The sequence below is a fragment of the Pseudomonas sp. 1928-m genome (genome assembly GCF_029269135.1).
Classification (GTDB): domain Bacteria; phylum Pseudomonadota; class Gammaproteobacteria; order Pseudomonadales; family Pseudomonadaceae; genus Aquipseudomonas.
Map to the genome: position 1 here is coordinate 26,999 of NZ_JARIXO010000009.1, position 17,228 is coordinate 44,226.

General features: G+C 59.6%; 16 protein-coding genes and 1 tRNA gene. 10 read left to right on the plus strand and 7 right to left on the minus strand.

Features of this window, described 5'->3' with window-relative positions:
- Window positions 1-239: 239 nt before the first annotated feature.
- A tRNA-Ser gene (locus P3C18_RS20280) sits at window positions 240-329 on the minus strand.
- Between the two features lie 293 nt (window positions 330-622).
- Here P3C18_RS20280 and P3C18_RS20285 point away from each other — a divergent pair.
- The 5 genes from P3C18_RS20285 to P3C18_RS20305 all read left to right on the plus strand — a co-directional run bounded on the left by P3C18_RS20285 (window position 623) and on the right by P3C18_RS20305 (window position 6,198).
- Window positions 623-1,312: a crotonase/enoyl-CoA hydratase family protein gene (locus P3C18_RS20285; RefSeq protein ID WP_275963589.1), complete on the plus strand. Its 690-nt coding sequence runs from the start codon at window positions 623-625 to the stop codon at window positions 1,310-1,312.
- A 171-nt stretch (window positions 1,313-1,483) separates the two neighbouring features.
- Entirely contained in the window at window positions 1,484-3,367 is a 1,884-nt protein-coding gene (locus P3C18_RS20290; RefSeq protein ID WP_275963590.1) for a methyl-accepting chemotaxis protein, read from the plus strand.
- A 62-nt stretch (window positions 3,368-3,429) separates the two neighbouring features.
- Window positions 3,430-4,290 (plus strand): transporter substrate-binding domain-containing protein, encoded by an 861-nt coding sequence (locus tag P3C18_RS20295; RefSeq protein ID WP_275963591.1) that lies wholly within the window; start codon window positions 3,430-3,432, stop codon window positions 4,288-4,290.
- A gap of 70 nt (window positions 4,291-4,360) precedes the next feature.
- Window positions 4,361-5,083, plus strand: coding sequence for a 1-acylglycerol-3-phosphate O-acyltransferase (locus P3C18_RS20300; protein ID WP_275963592.1), 723 nt, complete (start codon window positions 4,361-4,363; stop codon window positions 5,081-5,083).
- Window positions 5,084-5,226: 143 nt separating this feature from the next.
- Window positions 5,227-6,198: a magnesium and cobalt transport protein CorA gene (locus tag P3C18_RS20305; RefSeq protein WP_275963593.1), complete on the plus strand. Its 972-nt coding sequence runs from the start codon at window positions 5,227-5,229 to the stop codon at window positions 6,196-6,198.
- Window positions 6,199-6,314: 116 nt separating this feature from the next.
- On the opposite strand, the gene P3C18_RS20310 is transcribed toward P3C18_RS20305, so the two are convergent.
- The gene (locus P3C18_RS20310; protein ID WP_275963594.1) at window positions 6,315-7,043 is read right to left on the minus strand and encodes an amidotransferase; all 729 of its coding nucleotides are present in this window, start codon (window positions 7,041-7,043) and stop codon (window positions 6,315-6,317) included.
- A gap of 221 nt (window positions 7,044-7,264) precedes the next feature.
- On the opposite strand from P3C18_RS20310, the gene P3C18_RS20315 reads away from it, so the two are divergent.
- Both P3C18_RS20315 and ptrC read left to right on the plus strand, forming a co-directional pair.
- Window positions 7,265-7,399 (plus strand): hypothetical protein, encoded by a 135-nt coding sequence (locus P3C18_RS20315; protein ID WP_275963595.1) that lies wholly within the window; start codon window positions 7,265-7,267, stop codon window positions 7,397-7,399.
- Window positions 7,400-7,425: 26 nt separating this feature from the next.
- Complete coding sequence (gene ptrC, locus P3C18_RS20320; RefSeq protein WP_275963596.1) at window positions 7,426-7,623, plus strand: type III secretion system co-regulatory protein PtrC; 198 nt, start codon at window positions 7,426-7,428, stop codon at window positions 7,621-7,623.
- Window positions 7,624-7,626: 3 nt separating this feature from the next.
- On the opposite strand, the gene P3C18_RS20325 is transcribed toward ptrC, so the two are convergent.
- The 3 genes from P3C18_RS20325 to P3C18_RS20335 all read right to left on the minus strand — a co-directional run bounded on the left by P3C18_RS20325 (window position 7,627) and on the right by P3C18_RS20335 (window position 11,627).
- Window positions 7,627-8,028, minus strand: coding sequence for a lysozyme inhibitor LprI family protein (locus P3C18_RS20325; RefSeq protein WP_275963597.1), 402 nt, complete (start codon window positions 8,026-8,028; stop codon window positions 7,627-7,629).
- 146 nt (window positions 8,029-8,174) lie between these two features.
- Complete coding sequence (locus tag P3C18_RS20330; RefSeq protein ID WP_275963598.1) at window positions 8,175-10,319, minus strand: 3-hydroxyacyl-CoA dehydrogenase NAD-binding domain-containing protein; 2,145 nt, start codon at window positions 10,317-10,319, stop codon at window positions 8,175-8,177.
- Window positions 10,320-10,421: 102 nt separating this feature from the next.
- The gene (locus P3C18_RS20335) at window positions 10,422-11,627 is read right to left on the minus strand and encodes an acetyl-CoA C-acetyltransferase (protein ID WP_275963599.1); all 1,206 of its coding nucleotides are present in this window, start codon (window positions 11,625-11,627) and stop codon (window positions 10,422-10,424) included.
- A 673-nt stretch (window positions 11,628-12,300) separates the two neighbouring features.
- On the opposite strand from P3C18_RS20335, the gene P3C18_RS20340 reads away from it, so the two are divergent.
- Genes P3C18_RS20340 through P3C18_RS20350 form a run of 3 tightly spaced genes read left to right on the plus strand, consistent with a single transcriptional unit; the run spans window position 12,301 to window position 14,604 of the window.
- Window positions 12,301-12,660, plus strand: coding sequence for a rhodanese-like domain-containing protein (locus tag P3C18_RS20340; protein WP_275963600.1), 360 nt, complete (start codon window positions 12,301-12,303; stop codon window positions 12,658-12,660).
- Complete coding sequence (locus tag P3C18_RS20345) at window positions 12,657-13,466, plus strand: cytochrome c (protein ID WP_275963601.1); 810 nt, start codon at window positions 12,657-12,659, stop codon at window positions 13,464-13,466. The genes P3C18_RS20340 and P3C18_RS20345 overlap by 4 nt, the downstream gene beginning before the upstream one ends.
- Window positions 13,467-13,515: 49 nt before the next feature.
- Entirely contained in the window at window positions 13,516-14,604 is a 1,089-nt protein-coding gene (locus P3C18_RS20350) for a DUF4238 domain-containing protein (protein WP_275963602.1), read from the plus strand.
- A 1,055-nt stretch (window positions 14,605-15,659) separates the two neighbouring features.
- Here the strand turns inward: P3C18_RS20350 and P3C18_RS20355 are convergent.
- Both P3C18_RS20355 and P3C18_RS20360 read right to left on the minus strand, forming a co-directional pair.
- Entirely contained in the window at window positions 15,660-16,457 is a 798-nt protein-coding gene (locus P3C18_RS20355; protein ID WP_275963603.1) for a transglutaminase family protein, read from the minus strand.
- Window positions 16,454-17,228 (minus strand): alpha-E domain-containing protein (locus P3C18_RS20360; RefSeq protein ID WP_275963604.1); only part of this gene is annotated, 775 nt, incomplete at its 5' end. The genes P3C18_RS20355 and P3C18_RS20360, both read right to left, overlap by 4 nt.

Here is a 17,228-nt window from a genome sequence, read left to right on the forward strand (position 1 = left end):
CCAACCCCAATCGTCAGGCGCGCAGTCTAACAAGCGCCCGGCGACGGGAGGTTACCAATGACTCCACAAATGCCGTCTAGGACCTCACGGCGGAAGTAAAAAACGCCACTGACGGGATGCTTCCAAGGTTGTGCCATGACAGTCATCTGTACCACTGCGCTGTACCAATTCGGCGGAGACTTGCGGGGCCTTAAACGAAAAAACCCCCAGAAAGTCTGCTCTCTGGGGGTTTCTATGTATGGCGGTGAAGGAGAGATTCGAACTCTCGATACGATTTCTCGTATACACACTTTCCAGGCGTGCTCCTTAAGCCACTCGGACACTTCACCGGGGCTCGACCGGCATTGCTGTCTGTCGAGGCGCGCTAATCTAGCCGAACAGCCTTGCAAAGGCAAAAGCTTTTTTCAAAAGATTCATGCGCTTATGCCAAATGCAGGGATCAGTCGTGAGGTTTGCCGGCCTTGCTCGAATCGCCGCTAGGTTAATAGAACAAAGCCCTGGGAAATAAACAGGCTGACGGCAACAAGCGCAGCAATCGCTGACCAGCCAGTCAGCCATCGTGCTTTACCTGGCCAGTGCGGATGAGTAACGTCTGCTGCACTTCAGCACAAGGAACCCGACCATGAGCGACCTGATCAGCTACCAACTCGACGATGGCATTGCCACCCTGACCCTGTGTAATGGCAAGGTGAATGCCATCTCCCCGGATGTGATCACTGCCTTCAATGCGGCTCTGGATCGCGCCGTGCAGGACAAGGCCATCGTGATCATCACCGGTCAGCCGGGCATTCTCTCCGGTGGCTACGACCTCAAGGTGATGACTTCCGGCCCGCAGAATGCGATCGACCTCGTGGCTTCCGGTTCCACCCTGGCGCGCCGCATGCTCGCTCACCCCTTCCCGATCATCGTCGCCTGCCCGGGCCATGCGGTGGCCAAGGGTGCATTTATCCTGCTCTCGTCCGACTACCGCATCGGCGTCGAAGGCCCGTTCAGCATCGGCCTCAACGAAGTACAGATCGGCATGACCATGCACCACGCCGGCATCGAACTGGCCCGTGACCGCCTGCGCAAATCGGCCTTCCACCGTTCGGTAATCAACGGCGAGATGTTTGACCCACAAGGCGCAGTGGATGCAGGCTTCCTCGACAAGGTGGTGCCGGCCGAGCAACTGCACGCCACTGCCCTGGCGGTTGCCCAGCAGATGAAGAAGATCAACATGACCGCGCACAAGAACACCAAGTTGAAAGTACGCAAGGCGCTGCTCGAAGCCCTCGACCTGGCAGTCGAGCTGGACAAGAAGCACATGGTGTAAACACATCCCGCAACACCGCAAAGCCCGGCCCATGTGCCGGGCTTTTGCATTTAATGGCAAAACAGTGGCGAGCCCGCAAGCAATCTGGCCAGGCTGTATTACTTTTAACAGGTAAGGCCAAGGAGCAGAGGCGCCCAACGATCTATTCGAAATTGCCGCCGGGAGCGTGTTATGAAGATTGCCCACAAGGTTGGTCTGGCTGCAGCCATCGTGCTGTTCCTTACCACCAGCCTGCTGTCACTGGCGCAAGTCAGCCAAGTTCGCGAAACCCTGCATAACCAGGTGGCGGCGAGCATCGCAGAGTCGAGTAACGCGCTAGCGCGGCAGATCGAGAACTGGCTTAACGCCAAACTCAAGCTGATGGATCTGATGTCGCAAAGCATCGACAGCAACTACAGCCCCGAAGAAACCCAGCGCATCGTCAACAGCCCCATGCTGAAGAATGAGTTCATCCTGGTGTTCGGCACCCTGCAAAGCGATGGCAAGCCGATCAAGAACACCGATGAGTGGCAGCCAAAACCGGATTGGGATGGCCGTCAACGCCCCTGGTACGCCACCGGTAAAGCCGGCAGCCAGGCGGTACTCACCGAACCCTATGTGGATTCCACTACCGGCGAAATTCTGATTTCCGCCGTTACCCGCATCACTAATGCCGGCGAATTTCTCGGCGTGCTGGGTGGCGACATTCGCCTGAAAACCGTCGCAGATGCGGTCAACACGCTGGACTTCAACGGCGCCGGCTACGCCTTTCTGCTCACGCGCAACGGCAACATCATTTCCCACCCCAACACCGAGCTGAACGGCAAAAGCTACAGCGAACTATTCGACGGACAGAGCCCTGCGCTGAACAAGGAACTGCAGGAAACCAGCGGCGCCGACAAGGACCTGCTGGTGTCCTTCACCCCACTGCCCAATCTCAAAGGCATGGATTGGTATATCGGCGTGGTGCTGGACAAGAGCATCGTCATGGCCGAAGCCAACGCCCTGAGCTGGCGCGCGGTGATCGGCACCGTGCTGGGAGTGATCATCAGCCTGATTGTGCTGGGCGTGCTGATGAACAGCCTGCTCAAGCCCCTTGATCACCTGCACAACTCCCTGCATGAGGTGAACAGCGGTGAAGGCGATCTGACACGCCGCTTGCCTGCCGCCGGCAACGATGAAATCGCCCTGGTTTCCAGAGAGTTCAACAGCTTTCTGCAAAGCCTGCAGAGCCTGATCAGCGAGGTGATGGGCAGCTCCAGGCTGGTGCGCGAAAGCACCACCCTGACCTCCAGCGAAGCCAACCAGGCCGCCAATCGTCTCCAGCAACAGCTGCAGGAACTCGACCAGTTGGCCACCGCCATGCAGGAAATGGCCTCCACCGCCGAGGAAGTGGCGCGCAACGCACAGGCTGCCGCGCAGGCTGCACTGGCGGCCAATCAGGAAACCGAGAATGGCGTGCGCGTGGTGTCGCGCTCCACCGAGGCAATCAAGCACCTGGCCGAGGAAATGGACGAAACCAGCCATGCGATCAACGAGCTGGCCAAGCTCAGCCACAACATCGAGTCGATCCTCTCGGTGATCACCAGTATTGCTGACCAGACCAACCTGCTCGCCCTCAACGCCGCCATAGAAGCCGCGCGCGCCGGGGAGTCCGGCCGCGGTTTTGCCGTGGTTGCCGATGAGGTACGCTCACTGGCCTCGCGCACCCAGCAGTCGACCCAGGAAATCCGCCAGATGATCGACCAGCTGCAATCCGGGGTGAAACAGGCCGAATCGCGCATGCAGCAGAGCCGCGATACCGCCAGCAAGACCGCCGAAGAAGCCGGCGCGGCCAACGACATGCTTGGGCGCATCAGTGATGCCATCACCCGGATCAACGACATGAACCTACAAATCGCCACCGCCGCCGAGCAGCAGAGCGCCACCACCGAGGAGATCAACCGCAACACCACCAATATCCGCGACATCAGCCATGAGGTGGCCGCCGGCGCCGAGGAACAGGTGCGTCAGTGCGCCGTAATGGTCGAACAGGTCGGCCAGCAAGATCATCTGCTCGGGCGCTTCAAGGTCTGAGTTCCCATACATCTGGCTGCACCTGCGCGTGCAGCCTGCGCCAACCGATAAGGAGATTGGGCATGCGCATACTCGTAACGTGGCTACTGTGCCTGGCCATGTATGGCATCGCCCAAGCGCAAACGCCCATCAGTGTTACGGTGCTGTGTGACGCCAGTTATCCGCCCTACAGCTACGCCGAAAACGGCGAAGCCAAAGGCCTGTACAGCGATATCCTGCGCGCGGCCTTTGCGCGTATGCCGGGTTATCGCGTGAGTATCCGCCCTGTGCCCTGGCCACGCGGGTTAGCGGCGCTGGAAAAAGGCACAGCCTTTGCCCTGTTCCCGCCCTACCATCGCCCCGTGGAACGCCCGTGGATGGATTACTCGCGGCCGATTCTGGAAGAAAGCGTGGTGGCCTTCGTGCGTTCCGAGCTGGCTCAGCAACGCGCCATTGGGGATTTCCCGGCCGCCTATGCGGGCCTGCGCATTGGTCTCAACCGCGGCTTCAACATCATCGCCGCGCCGAGTTACAAGACCATGCTCGCGGCTGGCGAGGTCAAACAGAGCTACGCCACGGACAACCGCACCAACCTGCTGCAACTCAGACGCAAGCGCATTGATGTGTTTATCAATGATCGCCTGTCGATCCTCTGGGAACTGCAGCAGATGCGCAACGAAGGCCTGTTTTCCAGCAGTGGGCTGAGCTGGCTGACTGAGGGCCCGAAGCTGTCCAGCGAGCACGGTCATCTGGGCTATACCCGCATCAATGAACAGGCCTACCCCTACAAACAGGGCTTTATGCAACAGCTGAATCAGGCCCTGCTAGCCCTTGAGCAGGATGGCAGCACCGCCCGCCTGGCTCAGCACTACAGCTCGATTGACCTGCTGCCTGCCACCGATAGCGGCTCTGGCGAGGACGCAACAAGCGGTAACGACCTCTGATCAGCATCAATTGCCGAAAGCAGTGCACGCCCGTACACTGCGCGCCTTTTTCCTATGACGGGCGTACCAAATGCTTTTTCTTCTGCGCATGCTGGCGATGGGCGTGCACTTTATCCTCGCTGGCATCCTCGGTCTGTTGCTTGGCATCTGCCGCCCGTTCAACCCAGACAACAGCCGTCTGTGCGCCCGTCTCTACAGCATCCCTGCACAGTGGCTGCTGCGCTGGAAGCTGAAGACCGATGTGCACAGCCTGGAACACCAGTACTCCTGCGTGATCATCGCCAACCATCAGTCCAACTATGACCTCTACGTGCTCGGCCGCGTGGTGCCCAAGCGCACAGTGAGCATCGGCAAGAAGAGCCTGAAGTGGGTGCCATTCTTCGGCCAGCTGTACTGGCTGGCGGGCAACGTGCTGCTTGACCGTGGCAATGCGATTCGCGCCAAGCAGGCCATGCTCACCACCACCGACACGCTGAAGCATAAAGACACCTCGATCTGGGTGTTCCCTGAAGGCACGCGCAACCTCGGCAAGGGTCTGCTGCCATTCAAGAAAGGCGCATTCCAGATGGCGATTGCCGCCGGTGTGCCGATCATCCCGGTGTGCGTCAGCACCTACGTCAACCATATCCAGCTCAATCGCTGGAACAGCGGCGAGATCATGATCCGCTCGCTGCCGGCCATCCCCACCGCAGGCCTGAGCCAGGATGATCTGCCGCAGCTGATCGAAACCTGTCGCACGCAGATGCAGCAGTGCATCGATGCTATGGATCAGCAGCTCAGCCAAAGCGCCTGACGCAATCAGCAACGCCCCAAAAGCCCAGCCACGCGCTGGGCTTTTTATTGCCTGATGCAACCTGCGCAGCAGCCGTTCAGTCACACCAGCGGCGAGCAAGCCGCTAAGCTGCGTGCTGAGGTCACCGATAATAAGGAAACACCATGGGTCGCGTTGTTGCCGCCGCCGTTTATAGCAACGGCAAGAAAGTCACGAATATCAGCCTCGACGAAGGCAAGCCATGGTCGAAGAAACCGGGGCATTTCGTCTGGATCGGCCTGCATGATCCCTGCTCCGAGGAGCTGATCAGCCTGCAACAGCAATTCGACCTGCATGAACTGGCCCTGGAAGACGCCCTGCAGCGGCACACCCGGCCCAAGCTGGAAACCTTCGGCGATGCGCTGTTTCTGGTGCTGTACTCGCCCATTCTGGTTAACGACGAGCTGACCTTTGTCGAAACCCAGCTGTTTGCCGGCAGCGGTTACATCATCAGCGCCCGTTACGGCGAATCCGCGCCCTACTCCCAGGTGCGCCAACGCTGCGAGGCGCGTCCGCTGCTGCTTGAGCACGGCGAAGATTTCGTGCTCTACGCTCTGCTCAGCTTCGTGATCGAGAACTACCGTCCGCTGATGGACAACTACCACGTCGAGCTTGAAGAAGTGGAACAGCACGTGCTGAAAAACCCACTGAGCCAGGCCGATGTCGAGCGCATCCAGGGCCTGCGTCGCGACCTGCTGCGATTGCGTCGCTATATCGGGCCGCTGGCAGAAATCTGCAAAGAGCTGCAGCGCCTCGACTTTCCATTTATCGACAAGAACATGCGCCCCTACTTCCGCGACGTGGCGATTCACGTCAACCGTCTGCTGGAAGACCTCACCGGCCTGCGCGAGATGGCCGACCACGCCATCGAGATTGGCCTGCTGCTGGAATCCTCACGGCAAAGCGTCACCCAGCGCAAGTTTGCTGCCTGGGCGGCGATTCTGGCCTTTCCCACGGCGGTGGCGGGAATCTACGGGATGAACTTTCAGAACATGCCCGAGCTCGCCTGGCAGTACGGCTACTTCGGCGTGCTCGGCTTGATCACCACCGGCTGCGTCGGGCTCTACGCCAGCTTTAAGCGTTCCGGCTGGCTATAAAAAAACGTCTGGAGCGATTTTTAACGTCGCGTAGCGGCGGCCCGCAGGCGCGCGGCCTGGATGGCACGCCATAAAAAAGCCCGGTCACTGACCGGGCTTTTTCGTGCAGGCGCGTGTTACTCAGCCAGGCCGGCACGGCCCTGGGCGACAAAGCGCATCATCCATTCGGCCACCGTATGGCCCTGGTGGTCGTGCTGCAGGCTGTCGACGCCCTTGGAGTAGGTTGGCTCACCTATATGCTGCTGACGCAGGTCGAGCAGCGCGCGCGAGTAGTCATGCACAAACTCGGGGTGGCCCTGGAAGCACAGCACCTGATCACCGATGCAGTACGAGGCAATCGGGCAGAACTCGCTGCTGGCCAGCAACGTGGCGTTTTCCGGCAGTTGGGTGACCTGGTCCTGGTGGCTGATCAGCAGGGTCAGGTCCTCCAGATCGGGGCTCATCCAGGTCGGCTTGCTCGCCATGCGGTACTGATGGATACCCACCCCCCAACCCTGCACCGCGCGCTCAGCCTTGCCGCCCAGCAGCAGCGCCAGCAGCTGATGACCGAAACATACACCCAGCAGTTTGTCGCCACGGTTGTAGCGCTCCAGCAGGTAGGTTTTCAGCGTCTGGATCCAGGCGTCGCTTCCGAAGGAGTCCGCCTTGCTGCCCGTCACCAGATAAGCATCGTAGCGCTCGCTGTCCGGCGGGTAATGCCCCTCCATCACGTTGTACACCTTGAACTCGGCAGCAATCGGCTGACGGGCGAACAACTGCTCGAACATACGGCCATAACTGTCGTATTGGTCGACCAATTCAGGGCGAAGAACATCGGTTTCCAGGATGCAGATCTGCAGCGGCATATGGGCGGTTACCTAGGGCGCAGGAGGGTTGTTTTACCAGCGCGCAAGCGTGCCTGCTGACAGGCTGCAAGGCAATAGCTGCGGGCTAAACCCGACCAATTACCCGGGGCCCATCAGCGCCCTCGATAGTCACCATAAGCACCATTCACTTCTGTCGATAGCGGCACGCGCAGATGATCTGGCCATCGGGCACTGCGCCCAACCAACCAGAGGACATCACCATGACCAGTTTCTCCGCCATTGCCAGCCTGCTTGCCGCTTCAGCCTTTACCAGCAGCCACAGTGCGAGTAGCCAGCGCCAAACCGAAAAAGTCCAAGCCGCACAACTCAAGACTGACCAGAACGCCGCCCGATAACTGCGCCCCGTAATCAGGAGAACGCCATGAGCATCGCCCAATCACTGAGCAACCAGAACGTCTATGGCGTGACCTATGCCACTGTCGACGACAGTGGCATCCACTTCGAATCCGAGCTGGCCATCCAGCTCAGTGATGGCAGCCTGACCACCCTGCGCATGCCCACTCACCTGAGCGAGCGTCAGGCCATCCAGCAACTTGTCTGCGGCCGTCAGGCCTGCTGACCGCTACTGCGCTGACATCGGGCAGCTGAGGTCGCCTTCTTCACAGACGGCCAGCTGCTCCAGCTCCTTGACCCGTGCGGCGGTCTTTTGCGTCAGGCAGCCGTTAAGCACCATCGGATAGGCCGAGCCGCCCTCCACCGACGCCGACTCAAACGCGCAGGCCAGGTCGCGGAATTTGATCCAGGCCAGCTGCACCTCCTTAAGTTGCTGCTTCTGCCCATCATCCAGACGCTTGCGGTAATCGCCGTACAGCTGATTCAGGCGCTTGTCCTGAGTGGCGTACTCCGCCGCCGCGCACTGGTTAAGGGTGAGTTGATCCATGGCATTGGCGCAGTCATCCGCCCATACCGGCGCGGCCAGTAACCCCAGGCTGATTGCCAGCGCACTGCTTATCCTAACGTTCATAACACCTCCCTGCGCCACACCGGCGTGGCCGTTGCAGCAGTCTAGTGCTGTAGCCATAAATAGGCTGGTCTTCCATAAACTACAGGCCATAAAAAACCGGCTCGCAGGGAGCCGGTTTTCAGAACCTCAGCCTTAACGCGACGGCGTTAGAAGCTTTGGTTCTTCGCCGCCTTTTCCAGCAGCAGCGCCGGCGGTAGGAAGCGCTCGCCATACTGCTCAGCCAGGTACTGGGCGCGGGCGACGAAGTCCTTCACCCCGTATTGGTTGATAAACTGCAGCGCGCCGCCGCTCCAGGCGGCAAAGCCGATGCCCATGATCGAGCCGATATTGGCGTCGGCAACCGACTTGAGCACGCCCTCTTCCACGCAGCGCACGGTTTCGATGGCCTGGATAAACAGGATGCGATCACGTACGTCGATCTGCGAGATCTGCGCATCGCGCTTCTCAAAGCGCGCCTTGAGCTCCGGCCACAGGTGCTTCTTGCCACCCGCCGGGTAATCGTAGAAGCCCGCACCCGCCGCTTTGCCCGGCCGCTTGTACTCGTTGAGCATCATGTCGATCACCGCGAACGCCGGGTGCTCGGGGATGGACTTACCTTCGGCGGCCAGATCCTTGATGGTCTGCTGACGGATATGGTTCATCAGGCTCATCGACACTTCGTCGCTGATCGCCAGCGGGCCGACCGGCATGCCGGCCTTGCGCGCTTCGGTCTCGATCATCGCCGCGCTCACGCCTTCGCCCAACATGGCCAGGCCTTCGTTGGTGAAGGTGCCGAACACGCGCGAGGTGAAAAAGCCGCGACTGTCGTTGACCACGATCGGGGTCTTCTTGATCTGCATGACGTAGTCAAAACCGCGCGCCAGGGTCTCGTCGCTGGTGTGCTCGCCCTTGATGATTTCCACCAGCGGCATCTTGTCCACCGGGCTGAAGAAATGCAGGCCGATAAACTTGTCCTGCTTCTGCACCGCCGTGGCCAGGCCGGTGATCGGCAAAGTCGAGGTGTTGGAGGCAATCACCGCATCCGCCAGCGCCGCACGCTCGGCAGCCGCGGTGACATTGGCCTTGAGATCACGATCCTCGAATACCGCTTCGATAATCAGGTCGCAGCCTTCGAAGTCGGCGTCACTGACGGTGGGTTTGATCCGCGCCAGGATGCCATCGCGCTTGTCAGCGCTCATCTGGCCACGGCCGACCTTCTTCTCCAGTAGTTTGGCCGAGTAATCCTTGCCCTTCTCGGCCGCCTCGATGGAGATGTCCTTGAGCACCACCTCGATACCGGCGACCGCCGACACGTAGGCAATACCGGCGCCCATCATGCCGGCACCGAGCACACCGACCTTCTTGGTCACGTAAGGCTCGAAGCCTTGTGGGCGCGAGCCGCCGGCGTTGATTTCATTGAGCTGGAACCAGAAGGTGCCAATCATGTTCTTCGCCACCTGACCGGTGGTCAGCTCGGTGAAGTAGCGCGCTTCGATGATCTGCGCGGTGTCGAAGTCGACCTGCGCACCCTCAACGGCGGCGCACATGATCTTCTCCGGCGCCGGGAAGCAGCCCTTGGTTTTGTCGCGCAATACGCTCGGGGCGATGGCCAGCATCTGCGCCACGTTCGGGCTCGACGGCGTACCGCCAGGGATCTTGTAACCGGCAACATCCCAAGGCTGCTTGGGCGCCGGGTTGGCGGCGATCCAGGCGCGGGCCTTGGCCAGCAGGTCATCCTTGTCGGAAGCCAGTTCGTGGATCAAGCCAGCCTTGAGCGCGGCATCGGGACGGACCTTCTTGCCTTCGGCCAGATACGGCAGGGCTTTTTCCAGACCGAGCAGGCGCACCATACGCACCACCCCGCCACCGCCCGGCAGCAGGCCGAGGGTTACTTCCGGCAGACCGAGCTGGATGCTGGAGCTGTCCAGGGCGATACGGTGATGGCAGGCCAGGGCAATTTCCCAGCCGCCGCCCAGGGCCGCGCCATTGATCGCAGCAACCACCGGCTTGCCGAGACATTCCAGGCGACGCAGTTGGCCTTTGATGTTGAGAATCATCTGGTAGAAGGCCGGCGCATCGGCCTTGGTGACTTTGATCAGTTCATTGAGGTCGCCGCCCGCGAAGAAGGTCTTCTTCGCTGAGGTGAGGATGACCCCGGCAATGGAATCCTTCTCGGCTTCCAGACGCTCGACAATCTTGCCCATGGCCTCGCGGTATACCGCGTTCATGGTGTTGGCACTCTGGCCGGGCATGTCCATGGTCAGAACGACGATATTGTCCTGGCCTTTTTCGTAACGGATGGCGTCAGTCATATTCTTGGTCTCATCCCAAAGTGGGGGACGTAGGATGGGTTGAGCCCCGCGATACCCATCAACGGGGCGATGGGTATCGCTTCGCTCCACCCATCCTACGGTTCAGATTCGTTCAATAATCGTGGCAATGCCCATACCGCCGCCTACACAGAGGGTGGCCAGGCCGTAGCGCAGTTGGCGCTTCTCCAGCTCGTCGAGCAGGGTGCCGAGGATGGCGCAACCGGTCGCACCCAGCGGGTGGCCCATGGCGATGGAGCCGCCGTTGACGTTGACCTTGTCCTCGCTGACGCCCATGTCCTTCATAAACTTCATAACCACCGAGGCAAATGCCTCGTTGACCTCGAACAGGTCGATGTCATTGACGTTCAGCCCAGCCTTGGCCAACGCCTTGCGGGTGGCCGGCGCCGGGCCGGTAAGCATGATGGTCGGGTCGGTGCTGGTCACAGCAGTGGCGACGATGCGTGCACGCGGCTTCAAGCCCAGTTCCTTGCCCTTGGCAGCGCTGCCGATCAGCATCAAGGCGGAGCCGTCGACGATGCCCGAGCTGTTGCCCGGGGTGTGCACGTGGTTGATCTGCTCGACATGGCTATAAACGCGCAGCGCGGTGCTGTCGAAGCCCATCTGGCCCATCATCTCGAAGCTTGGCTTGAGCTTGCCCAGGCCTTCGAGGGTGGATTCGCCACGGATAAACTCGTCGTGGTCAAGCAGGACGATGCCGTTCTGGTCGGCCACCGGAATCAGCGATTTATTGAACGAGCCGTCCTTGCTGGCGCGGGCGGCCTTCTGCTGCGAGCGCAGGGCAAAGCTGTCGACGTCCGTGCGGCTGAAACCTTCCAAGGTGGCGATCAGATCGGCGCCAATACCCTGCGGAGTGAAGTGGGTGTGCATATTGGTCGCCGGGTCCATCACCCAGGCACCGCCATCGGAGCCCATGGGAATGCGCGACATCGACTCGACACCGCCGACCACCACCAGGTCCTCAAACCCGGAACGCACCTTCATCGCGCCCATGTTCACCGCCTCCAGGCCCGAAGCGCAGAAACGGTTGAGCTGCACGCCCGACACGCTGACATCCCAATCGGCGACCATGGCCGCGGTTTTGGCAATGTCCGCGCCCTGATCACCCACTGGCGTGACGCAGCCAAGCACGATGTCATCGACCTGGCTGGTGTCCAGGTTATTGCGCGCTTGCAGCGCCTTGAGCAGGCCGGCGATCAGGTCGACAGGCTTGACGCTGTAAAGCGCGCCGTCCTTCTTGCCCTTGCCGCGGGGCGTGCGCACCGCATCGAAAATATATGCTTCGGTCATGGCGTCCTCAGACCTCCAATGGAGGGTGGCTGATGGCGCAGGTGGGGCCCACGCCTGTTTTTGTTGAGTGCAGTCACCATACGCCGAGCGCAGACAGGCTCAATGACCGAAGCGCTCAGGCCTATTGACCGCTCAGCTCAGACAAACGGTCAATCACTGGGCGAAGGCCAACAAGCGCGTCTAGCTCAAGCTCCGCTTGCCTGTGGCGGAGCCCGCGTCATAACCACAGGCAACTAATCCACGCACCTTAGTAATCAAGCCGTCTATAGCCAGGGGCTGCGCGCCCCTACAGTTGAATCAAGCCACCGGCAAATAGTGTGCAGGTCGGCTGCTGTAGGCGTCGTCGCCGGGTTTTGCCGGGACGGCTTGAATGATCAACACGAGGTGTGGCGTCGCATCCGCATATTGAGCAGGACAGCGACGACCACCCGCAAAAAACAACAAGGCCAACCGCCATGTTCAATCCAGTGAAAATGCGTCAGGCAGGCATGATCGTGTTTGCCACCACCGTCATTCTGATTCTTCCCAATCTGACTCGCTTGGTCAGCTAACCTCCTGATTCCCTGCCCTGCCTGCCACCGTGGAGTGAGCCGGCAGCGGCAGCACAACCCCGCAAACGCTTGAAAGCTGGCGCCTGTGCTAGGGTGATTTCAATCACCCCAAGGAGCACGCCATGCGCACCCTATTTACCACCCTCGGCCTGCTGGTCAGCCTGCCACTGCTGGCCGGCGAAGCCGAACTCAGCGCCGCCGTTGTCGCCCTGCAATCACCGGAAAGCGTGCTGATCGATGTGCGCACCGCCGAAGAATTCGCCGCCGGCGCATTGCCCGGAGCCGAGCAGATCGAACACGAACAAATCGCCAGCCGTATAAGCGCCATAGCCCCAGACAAAGACACGCCGATCGTCCTCTACTGCCGCAGCGGCCGCCGTTCCGGCATCGCCGAAGAAAACCTGCGCGCCATGGGTTACAGCAACCTGATCAACGCCGGCGGCTATGACGAACTGAAACTCGCCCTGGAGTCGCAGGATTGAACAAACGCACCCTCTGCATCGCCCTGCTCGCCCTCTTACCCTTCAACCACCTGCACGCCGCCGAACTGACCCTAGAACTGGGCAACGGCAGCCAGCGCCTGAGCAGCGCCCAACTGCTCGCCCACCCGCAGGCGCAAAACATCGAGATCAGCGACGACGTCAGCTACAAACGCAACATGCACTACCGCGCCGTGCCGTTGGCCGCGCTGCTGGAAGGCGTGCAGCCGGGCGATCACCTGCAACTGGTCGCCAGCGACGGCTTTGCCGCCGAACTCTCCGCCGCCCCCGCGCTTAGCCAAACCGGCAGCAAAGCCTGGCTGGCCATCGAAGACCCGGCGCAACCCTGGCCCGCCCTGGGCAACGGCAAACCCAGCGCCGGGCCGTTCTACCTGGTCTGGCAAAACCCCGCCGCCAGCCAGATCGGCCCCGAGCAATGGCCATTCCAGCTGGCCACCATCCGCAAACTGGCCCCGGTGGCGCAGCGCTTTCCGCAACTACTTCCCGCAGCAGACGCCAGCCCAACGGTGCAAGCAGGTTTTGCCCAGTACCAGAAGAACTGCATGGCCTGTCATCGCTTAAATGGCGCCGGCGACTCGCAATTCGGCCCCGACCTGAATATTCCGCATAACCCGACGGAGTATTTCAGCGGCGATTTTCTAACCCGCTATATCCGCGACCCGCAGAGCTTGCGGCGCTGGCCGCAGGGCAAGATGCCGGGGTTTGCGGTTGAGGTGTTGAGTGACAAGGAATTGGGGGAATTGGTTGAGTATTTGGGGCATATGGCAGAAAGGAAAATAGCCCCCTAATACCCCAAAGCCATCGCAACCATCGATAGACAATTACAAGAAGCACAAAATGGCAACAAATAAAAACCAGCACTTTGTTCCCAGATGCCATTTACGCCCATTCACACTCAACAGTAAAAATGCGGCGATCAATGCATTCAACATTGATCGCCAATACCTGATCCGTAATGCTCCCGTAAAAAATCAATGCTCTCGAGACTACTTCTACGGCAAGGATGAAAAACTAGAAAAGGCAATCCAATTCGTCGAATCAAGTTACGCAAATGCCTTAAGCCAAGTTATTGCAAACCACAAGACATTTAACGAGGGCAGCAAAGCTGTATTTAGGATTTTTTGGCTATTACAGCATATGCGAACAGAGGCTACTGCAATACAGGCAGTTGCAATGAGCGAGTCTACCAGAGTGATTGCCGACATCCCTCCCGAAGAGTTTTCTCTGGGAATAAAAGATGCAGTTCAAATCGCCATGAAAAGCTTTTATGAATCGATGCATGAAATTGACGATTTGAAGTTCTGCCTCATAAGAAACAAAACCAATCTACCGTTCATAACCTCTGACAACCCAGCCATACTGACAAATAAGTGGCACTTAACCTCACACAGGTCGCCCGGCCGCTCATTTGGCCTAGGGTCAGCTGGTGCACTTACATTCCTACCACTAACCCCAGACCTTTTGTTTGTCGGATACGACGGCGACGTTTACAACATCCCCAACAACAAGGGCATTACAGAAGCACGCAATGAAAGGGATGTAATCGCATTCAATCAGCACCAATTTCTACAATGCATTTCAAACACATACATACATGACTCAAGCTATGAGGCCCTCCTAGTTAATCACTATTTAGAGTCACAGCCTGCTCGCCCCAAAGATAGACACATCACTCACTATGCCGAATATGACAAAACAGTCGGCAACCATAAACGCTACGCGGTAGTCCCTGCAGAAAGCCGAGACAAAACCAAAGAAGCCTTTATACACATACAAGTAATTCACCCAACCCCTACTCTTTGGCCAAGCCACATACACATACGCAGCAAAGGCTCTGTTTACTCCAACGGTACTGGACTCGGATATGTCCGCTACTCTAGAGCACTTAGAACATCTGGAAAGAATTTCTTGCGAGAACGTCCCTAATAGCAAATAACGGCACCACGTCAATTGCCCTCAATATCGTTTTTCGCCTTTACGGCGAGTCACTTTCTCTTGCTTCGCACAAGAGAAAGTAACCAAAGAGAATGCGCCCCTGCATCCGGGTTTCGCTGCGCGAAACTTCCCTCGCTCCGGTATTGCTCCGGGGCCGGCGTACATGGGCCGTCCCTGGCCCATTACGCCTCTCGCCGCATCCATGCGGCTCGTCCCCCTACGCAACACCTCCACTCGGCCTCCTGATGGGGATTTTGCGCGCGCATGTAAGTTCGGCTGCTGTCGACACGCTCTGCTTTTGTAGGAGCGGGCTTGCCCGCGAATCGAGGTGAATACAAAAACATCGCGGCCAAGGCCGCTCCTCCAGGTGTCGCAAAGCGACCACCATTGGTGACAGGACCGGAGGATGGGTTGAGCAACGCGATACCCATCAAATTGCCGTGGTGGCAGGCCTTTGTTTTGGCTTTGCTTTTGGTTCAGCCACACAAAACGCACAGACGACGCCAAACGCCCCTTCAGGAGGGTGGACAGAATCGTTGTGTAGAGGGGTGAGCCGCATGGATGCGGCGAAAGGCGTAAAGGGCCAGGGACGGCCCTTGTACGCCGACCCTCGGAGCAACGATTCTGTTCACGAACCCTGCCGCAGGCAGGGCCGGATGTCGGGGCTAGACCTTTTGGTTCCTTTTGGGGCAATTGCCAAAAGGGACTCGCCCATAAGGGGCGAAACCAAAATCAGAAATCACCACGCTAATGAACTTGTCGCAGAACCTGAACAGCCAGCATCAAAAGCTCGCGGCTAAAGCCCCTCCTACAAAACTGGCGCTATGTATCAAAACGTGGATGGACCGAATCGCGATGCGATGGCATCCATCACATCGGCAGCATGGGTATCGCTGTGCTCAACCCATCCTACGGACTCATTCAAAACCGGCGTCGTACGCCATTAAAACCCTCTCCCCAATCCCTCGGCTTTAGCATCCTGCGTCGCCCTACCTCCTGCATCCATGCAGTCGTCTCCCGCAAGCGGGCAGAGGGGGCTTTAAAAGCTACTGCTGTTGGACCCGCACCAGCGGGGCAACCTCCACCTGCGCATGCATCTGCTCGATGCCACCACCCCGGCGCATGCCGCGTACCGGGCAGGCGTCGAGATAATCCAGGCCCACGGCCAACTTCAAATGCCGCTCTGGCTTGGCCAGGCAGTTGGTCACATCAAAGCTGTACCAGGCGTTATCCAACCAGGCTTCGGCCCAGGCGTGGCTGGCCAGGTGATCCTCACTGTCGGTAAACAGATAACCCGACACATAACGCGCCGGAACGCCCAGGCTGCGCGCGCAGGCCAGGAAAGCGTGCGCATGATCCTGACAAACGCCCTTGCCGCCAGCGAAGGCTTCACTGGCGCTGGTTTCCACGGCGGTGCTGCCCGGCTGATAGCGGATATGCGCATTGAGGGCATGCATCAGGTCGATCAAGCCGCTGCGGTCCGGACGGCTGCGGCTTTGCAGTTTGGCGAATTCGCGCAGGGCTTCGTCGGCCTCGGTCAGGCGGGTAAAGCGCAGAAACGGCAAGGCTGACTGGCTTTCATGCTCGGCCTCGCGTGCTTCGTCGATTTCCACCTGGCCACGGGCGCCGATGACGATGGATTCGTGCGGCTCATCCATGGTCAGCACATGCAGGATATTGCCGTAGGGATCGAGCTGCGCGCGTACCGGGCGCGGCAGGGTCAATTCCCAGCTGAGTACCTGCTGGCGCTCGCTGTCGTGCGGAGTCATGCGCAGGTACTGGATGCTGGTGCGCACCTGGTCTTCATAGTGATAGGTAGTGTCGTGGCTGATTGACAGTCTCATGCGACCTCCAGGTAGGAACTTTGGATGGCTTGGCCCAGCTGGCGAACCAGCAGGATGAAATCGGTGAGCCAGGCGTGCAGGCCCTCGTCGAGTACTTCTTCGATGCTGGTGTAGCGCAGCCGCGCTTCCAGTTCGGCGGCCAGGCGCTGTGCTGGGCGGCCGTTGTCGCCAGGCAGGCTGGCGAGCATCAGGCTCAGCTCGTCCATGCAGGCGCGCAGCGAGCGCGGTACATCGGCACGTAGCAGCAGCAGTTCGGAAACTTTGCGCGTACCGGGCGAGCCGCGGTAGATCTCGGCAAACGCCTCGAACGAGGACAGCGCACGCAGCAACGCAGTCCACTGGTAGTAGCTGCGTGCAGGGCGGCCGTCGACTTCGTCGATGTCCTCACCGAGCATTTCATAGCGCGCATCGAGCAGACGCAGGGTGTTGTCGGCGCGCTCGATAAAGGTGCCCAGGCGGATAAAGCGGTACGGGTCGCCACGCATGATGGTGCCGAAGGTAGCGCCACGGAACAGGTGCGAGCGCTCCTTGACCCATTCGCAGAAACGGCTGATGCCGTAGCGACTCAGGCCTTGCTGGGCGATGCCATGGATTTCCAGCCAGGTGGCGTTGATGTTTTCCCACATATCAGCAGTGATCCGCCCGCGCACGGCGTGGGCGTTGCTGCGCGCGGCTTGCAGGCAGCAGTAGATGCTCGCAGGGTTAGTCGCGTCGAGGGCGAAGAAGTGCAGCATGCGCTCGGCGTGCAGCGGACCGTGGCGCTCCAGGTAA

Excerpts from the sequence above, each read along its gene's own strand:
- P3C18_RS20300 (WP_275963592.1), top strand. The coding sequence starts at position 4,361 with ATGCTTTTTCTTCTGCGCATGCTGGCGATGGGCGTGCACTTTATCCTC.
- P3C18_RS20285 (WP_275963589.1), top strand. The coding sequence starts at position 623 with ATGAGCGACCTGATCAGCTACCAACTCGACGATGGCATTGCCACCCTG.
- P3C18_RS20310 (WP_275963594.1), bottom strand. The coding sequence starts at position 7,043 with ATGCCGCTGCAGATCTGCATCCTGGAAACCGATGTTCTTCGCCCTGAA.
- P3C18_RS20290 (WP_275963590.1), top strand. The coding sequence starts at position 1,484 with ATGAAGATTGCCCACAAGGTTGGTCTGGCTGCAGCCATCGTGCTGTTC.
- P3C18_RS20315 (WP_275963595.1), top strand. The coding sequence starts at position 7,265 with ATGACCAGTTTCTCCGCCATTGCCAGCCTGCTTGCCGCTTCAGCCTTT.
- P3C18_RS20295 (WP_275963591.1), top strand. The coding sequence starts at position 3,430 with ATGCGCATACTCGTAACGTGGCTACTGTGCCTGGCCATGTATGGCATC.
- P3C18_RS20305 (WP_275963593.1), top strand. The coding sequence starts at position 5,227 with ATGGGTCGCGTTGTTGCCGCCGCCGTTTATAGCAACGGCAAGAAAGTC.
- ptrC (WP_275963596.1), top strand. The coding sequence starts at position 7,426 with ATGAGCATCGCCCAATCACTGAGCAACCAGAACGTCTATGGCGTGACC.
- P3C18_RS20350 (WP_275963602.1), top strand. The coding sequence starts at position 13,516 with ATGGCAACAAATAAAAACCAGCACTTTGTTCCCAGATGCCATTTACGC.
- P3C18_RS20330 (WP_275963598.1), bottom strand. The coding sequence starts at position 10,319 with ATGACTGACGCCATCCGTTACGAAAAAGGCCAGGACAATATCGTCGTT.
- P3C18_RS20325 (WP_275963597.1), bottom strand. The coding sequence starts at position 8,028 with ATGAACGTTAGGATAAGCAGTGCGCTGGCAATCAGCCTGGGGTTACTG.
- P3C18_RS20335 (WP_275963599.1), bottom strand. The coding sequence starts at position 11,627 with ATGACCGAAGCATATATTTTCGATGCGGTGCGCACGCCCCGCGGCAAG.
- P3C18_RS20355 (WP_275963603.1), bottom strand. The coding sequence starts at position 16,457 with ATGAGACTGTCAATCAGCCACGACACTACCTATCACTATGAAGACCAG.
- P3C18_RS20340 (WP_275963600.1), top strand. The coding sequence starts at position 12,301 with ATGCGCACCCTATTTACCACCCTCGGCCTGCTGGTCAGCCTGCCACTG.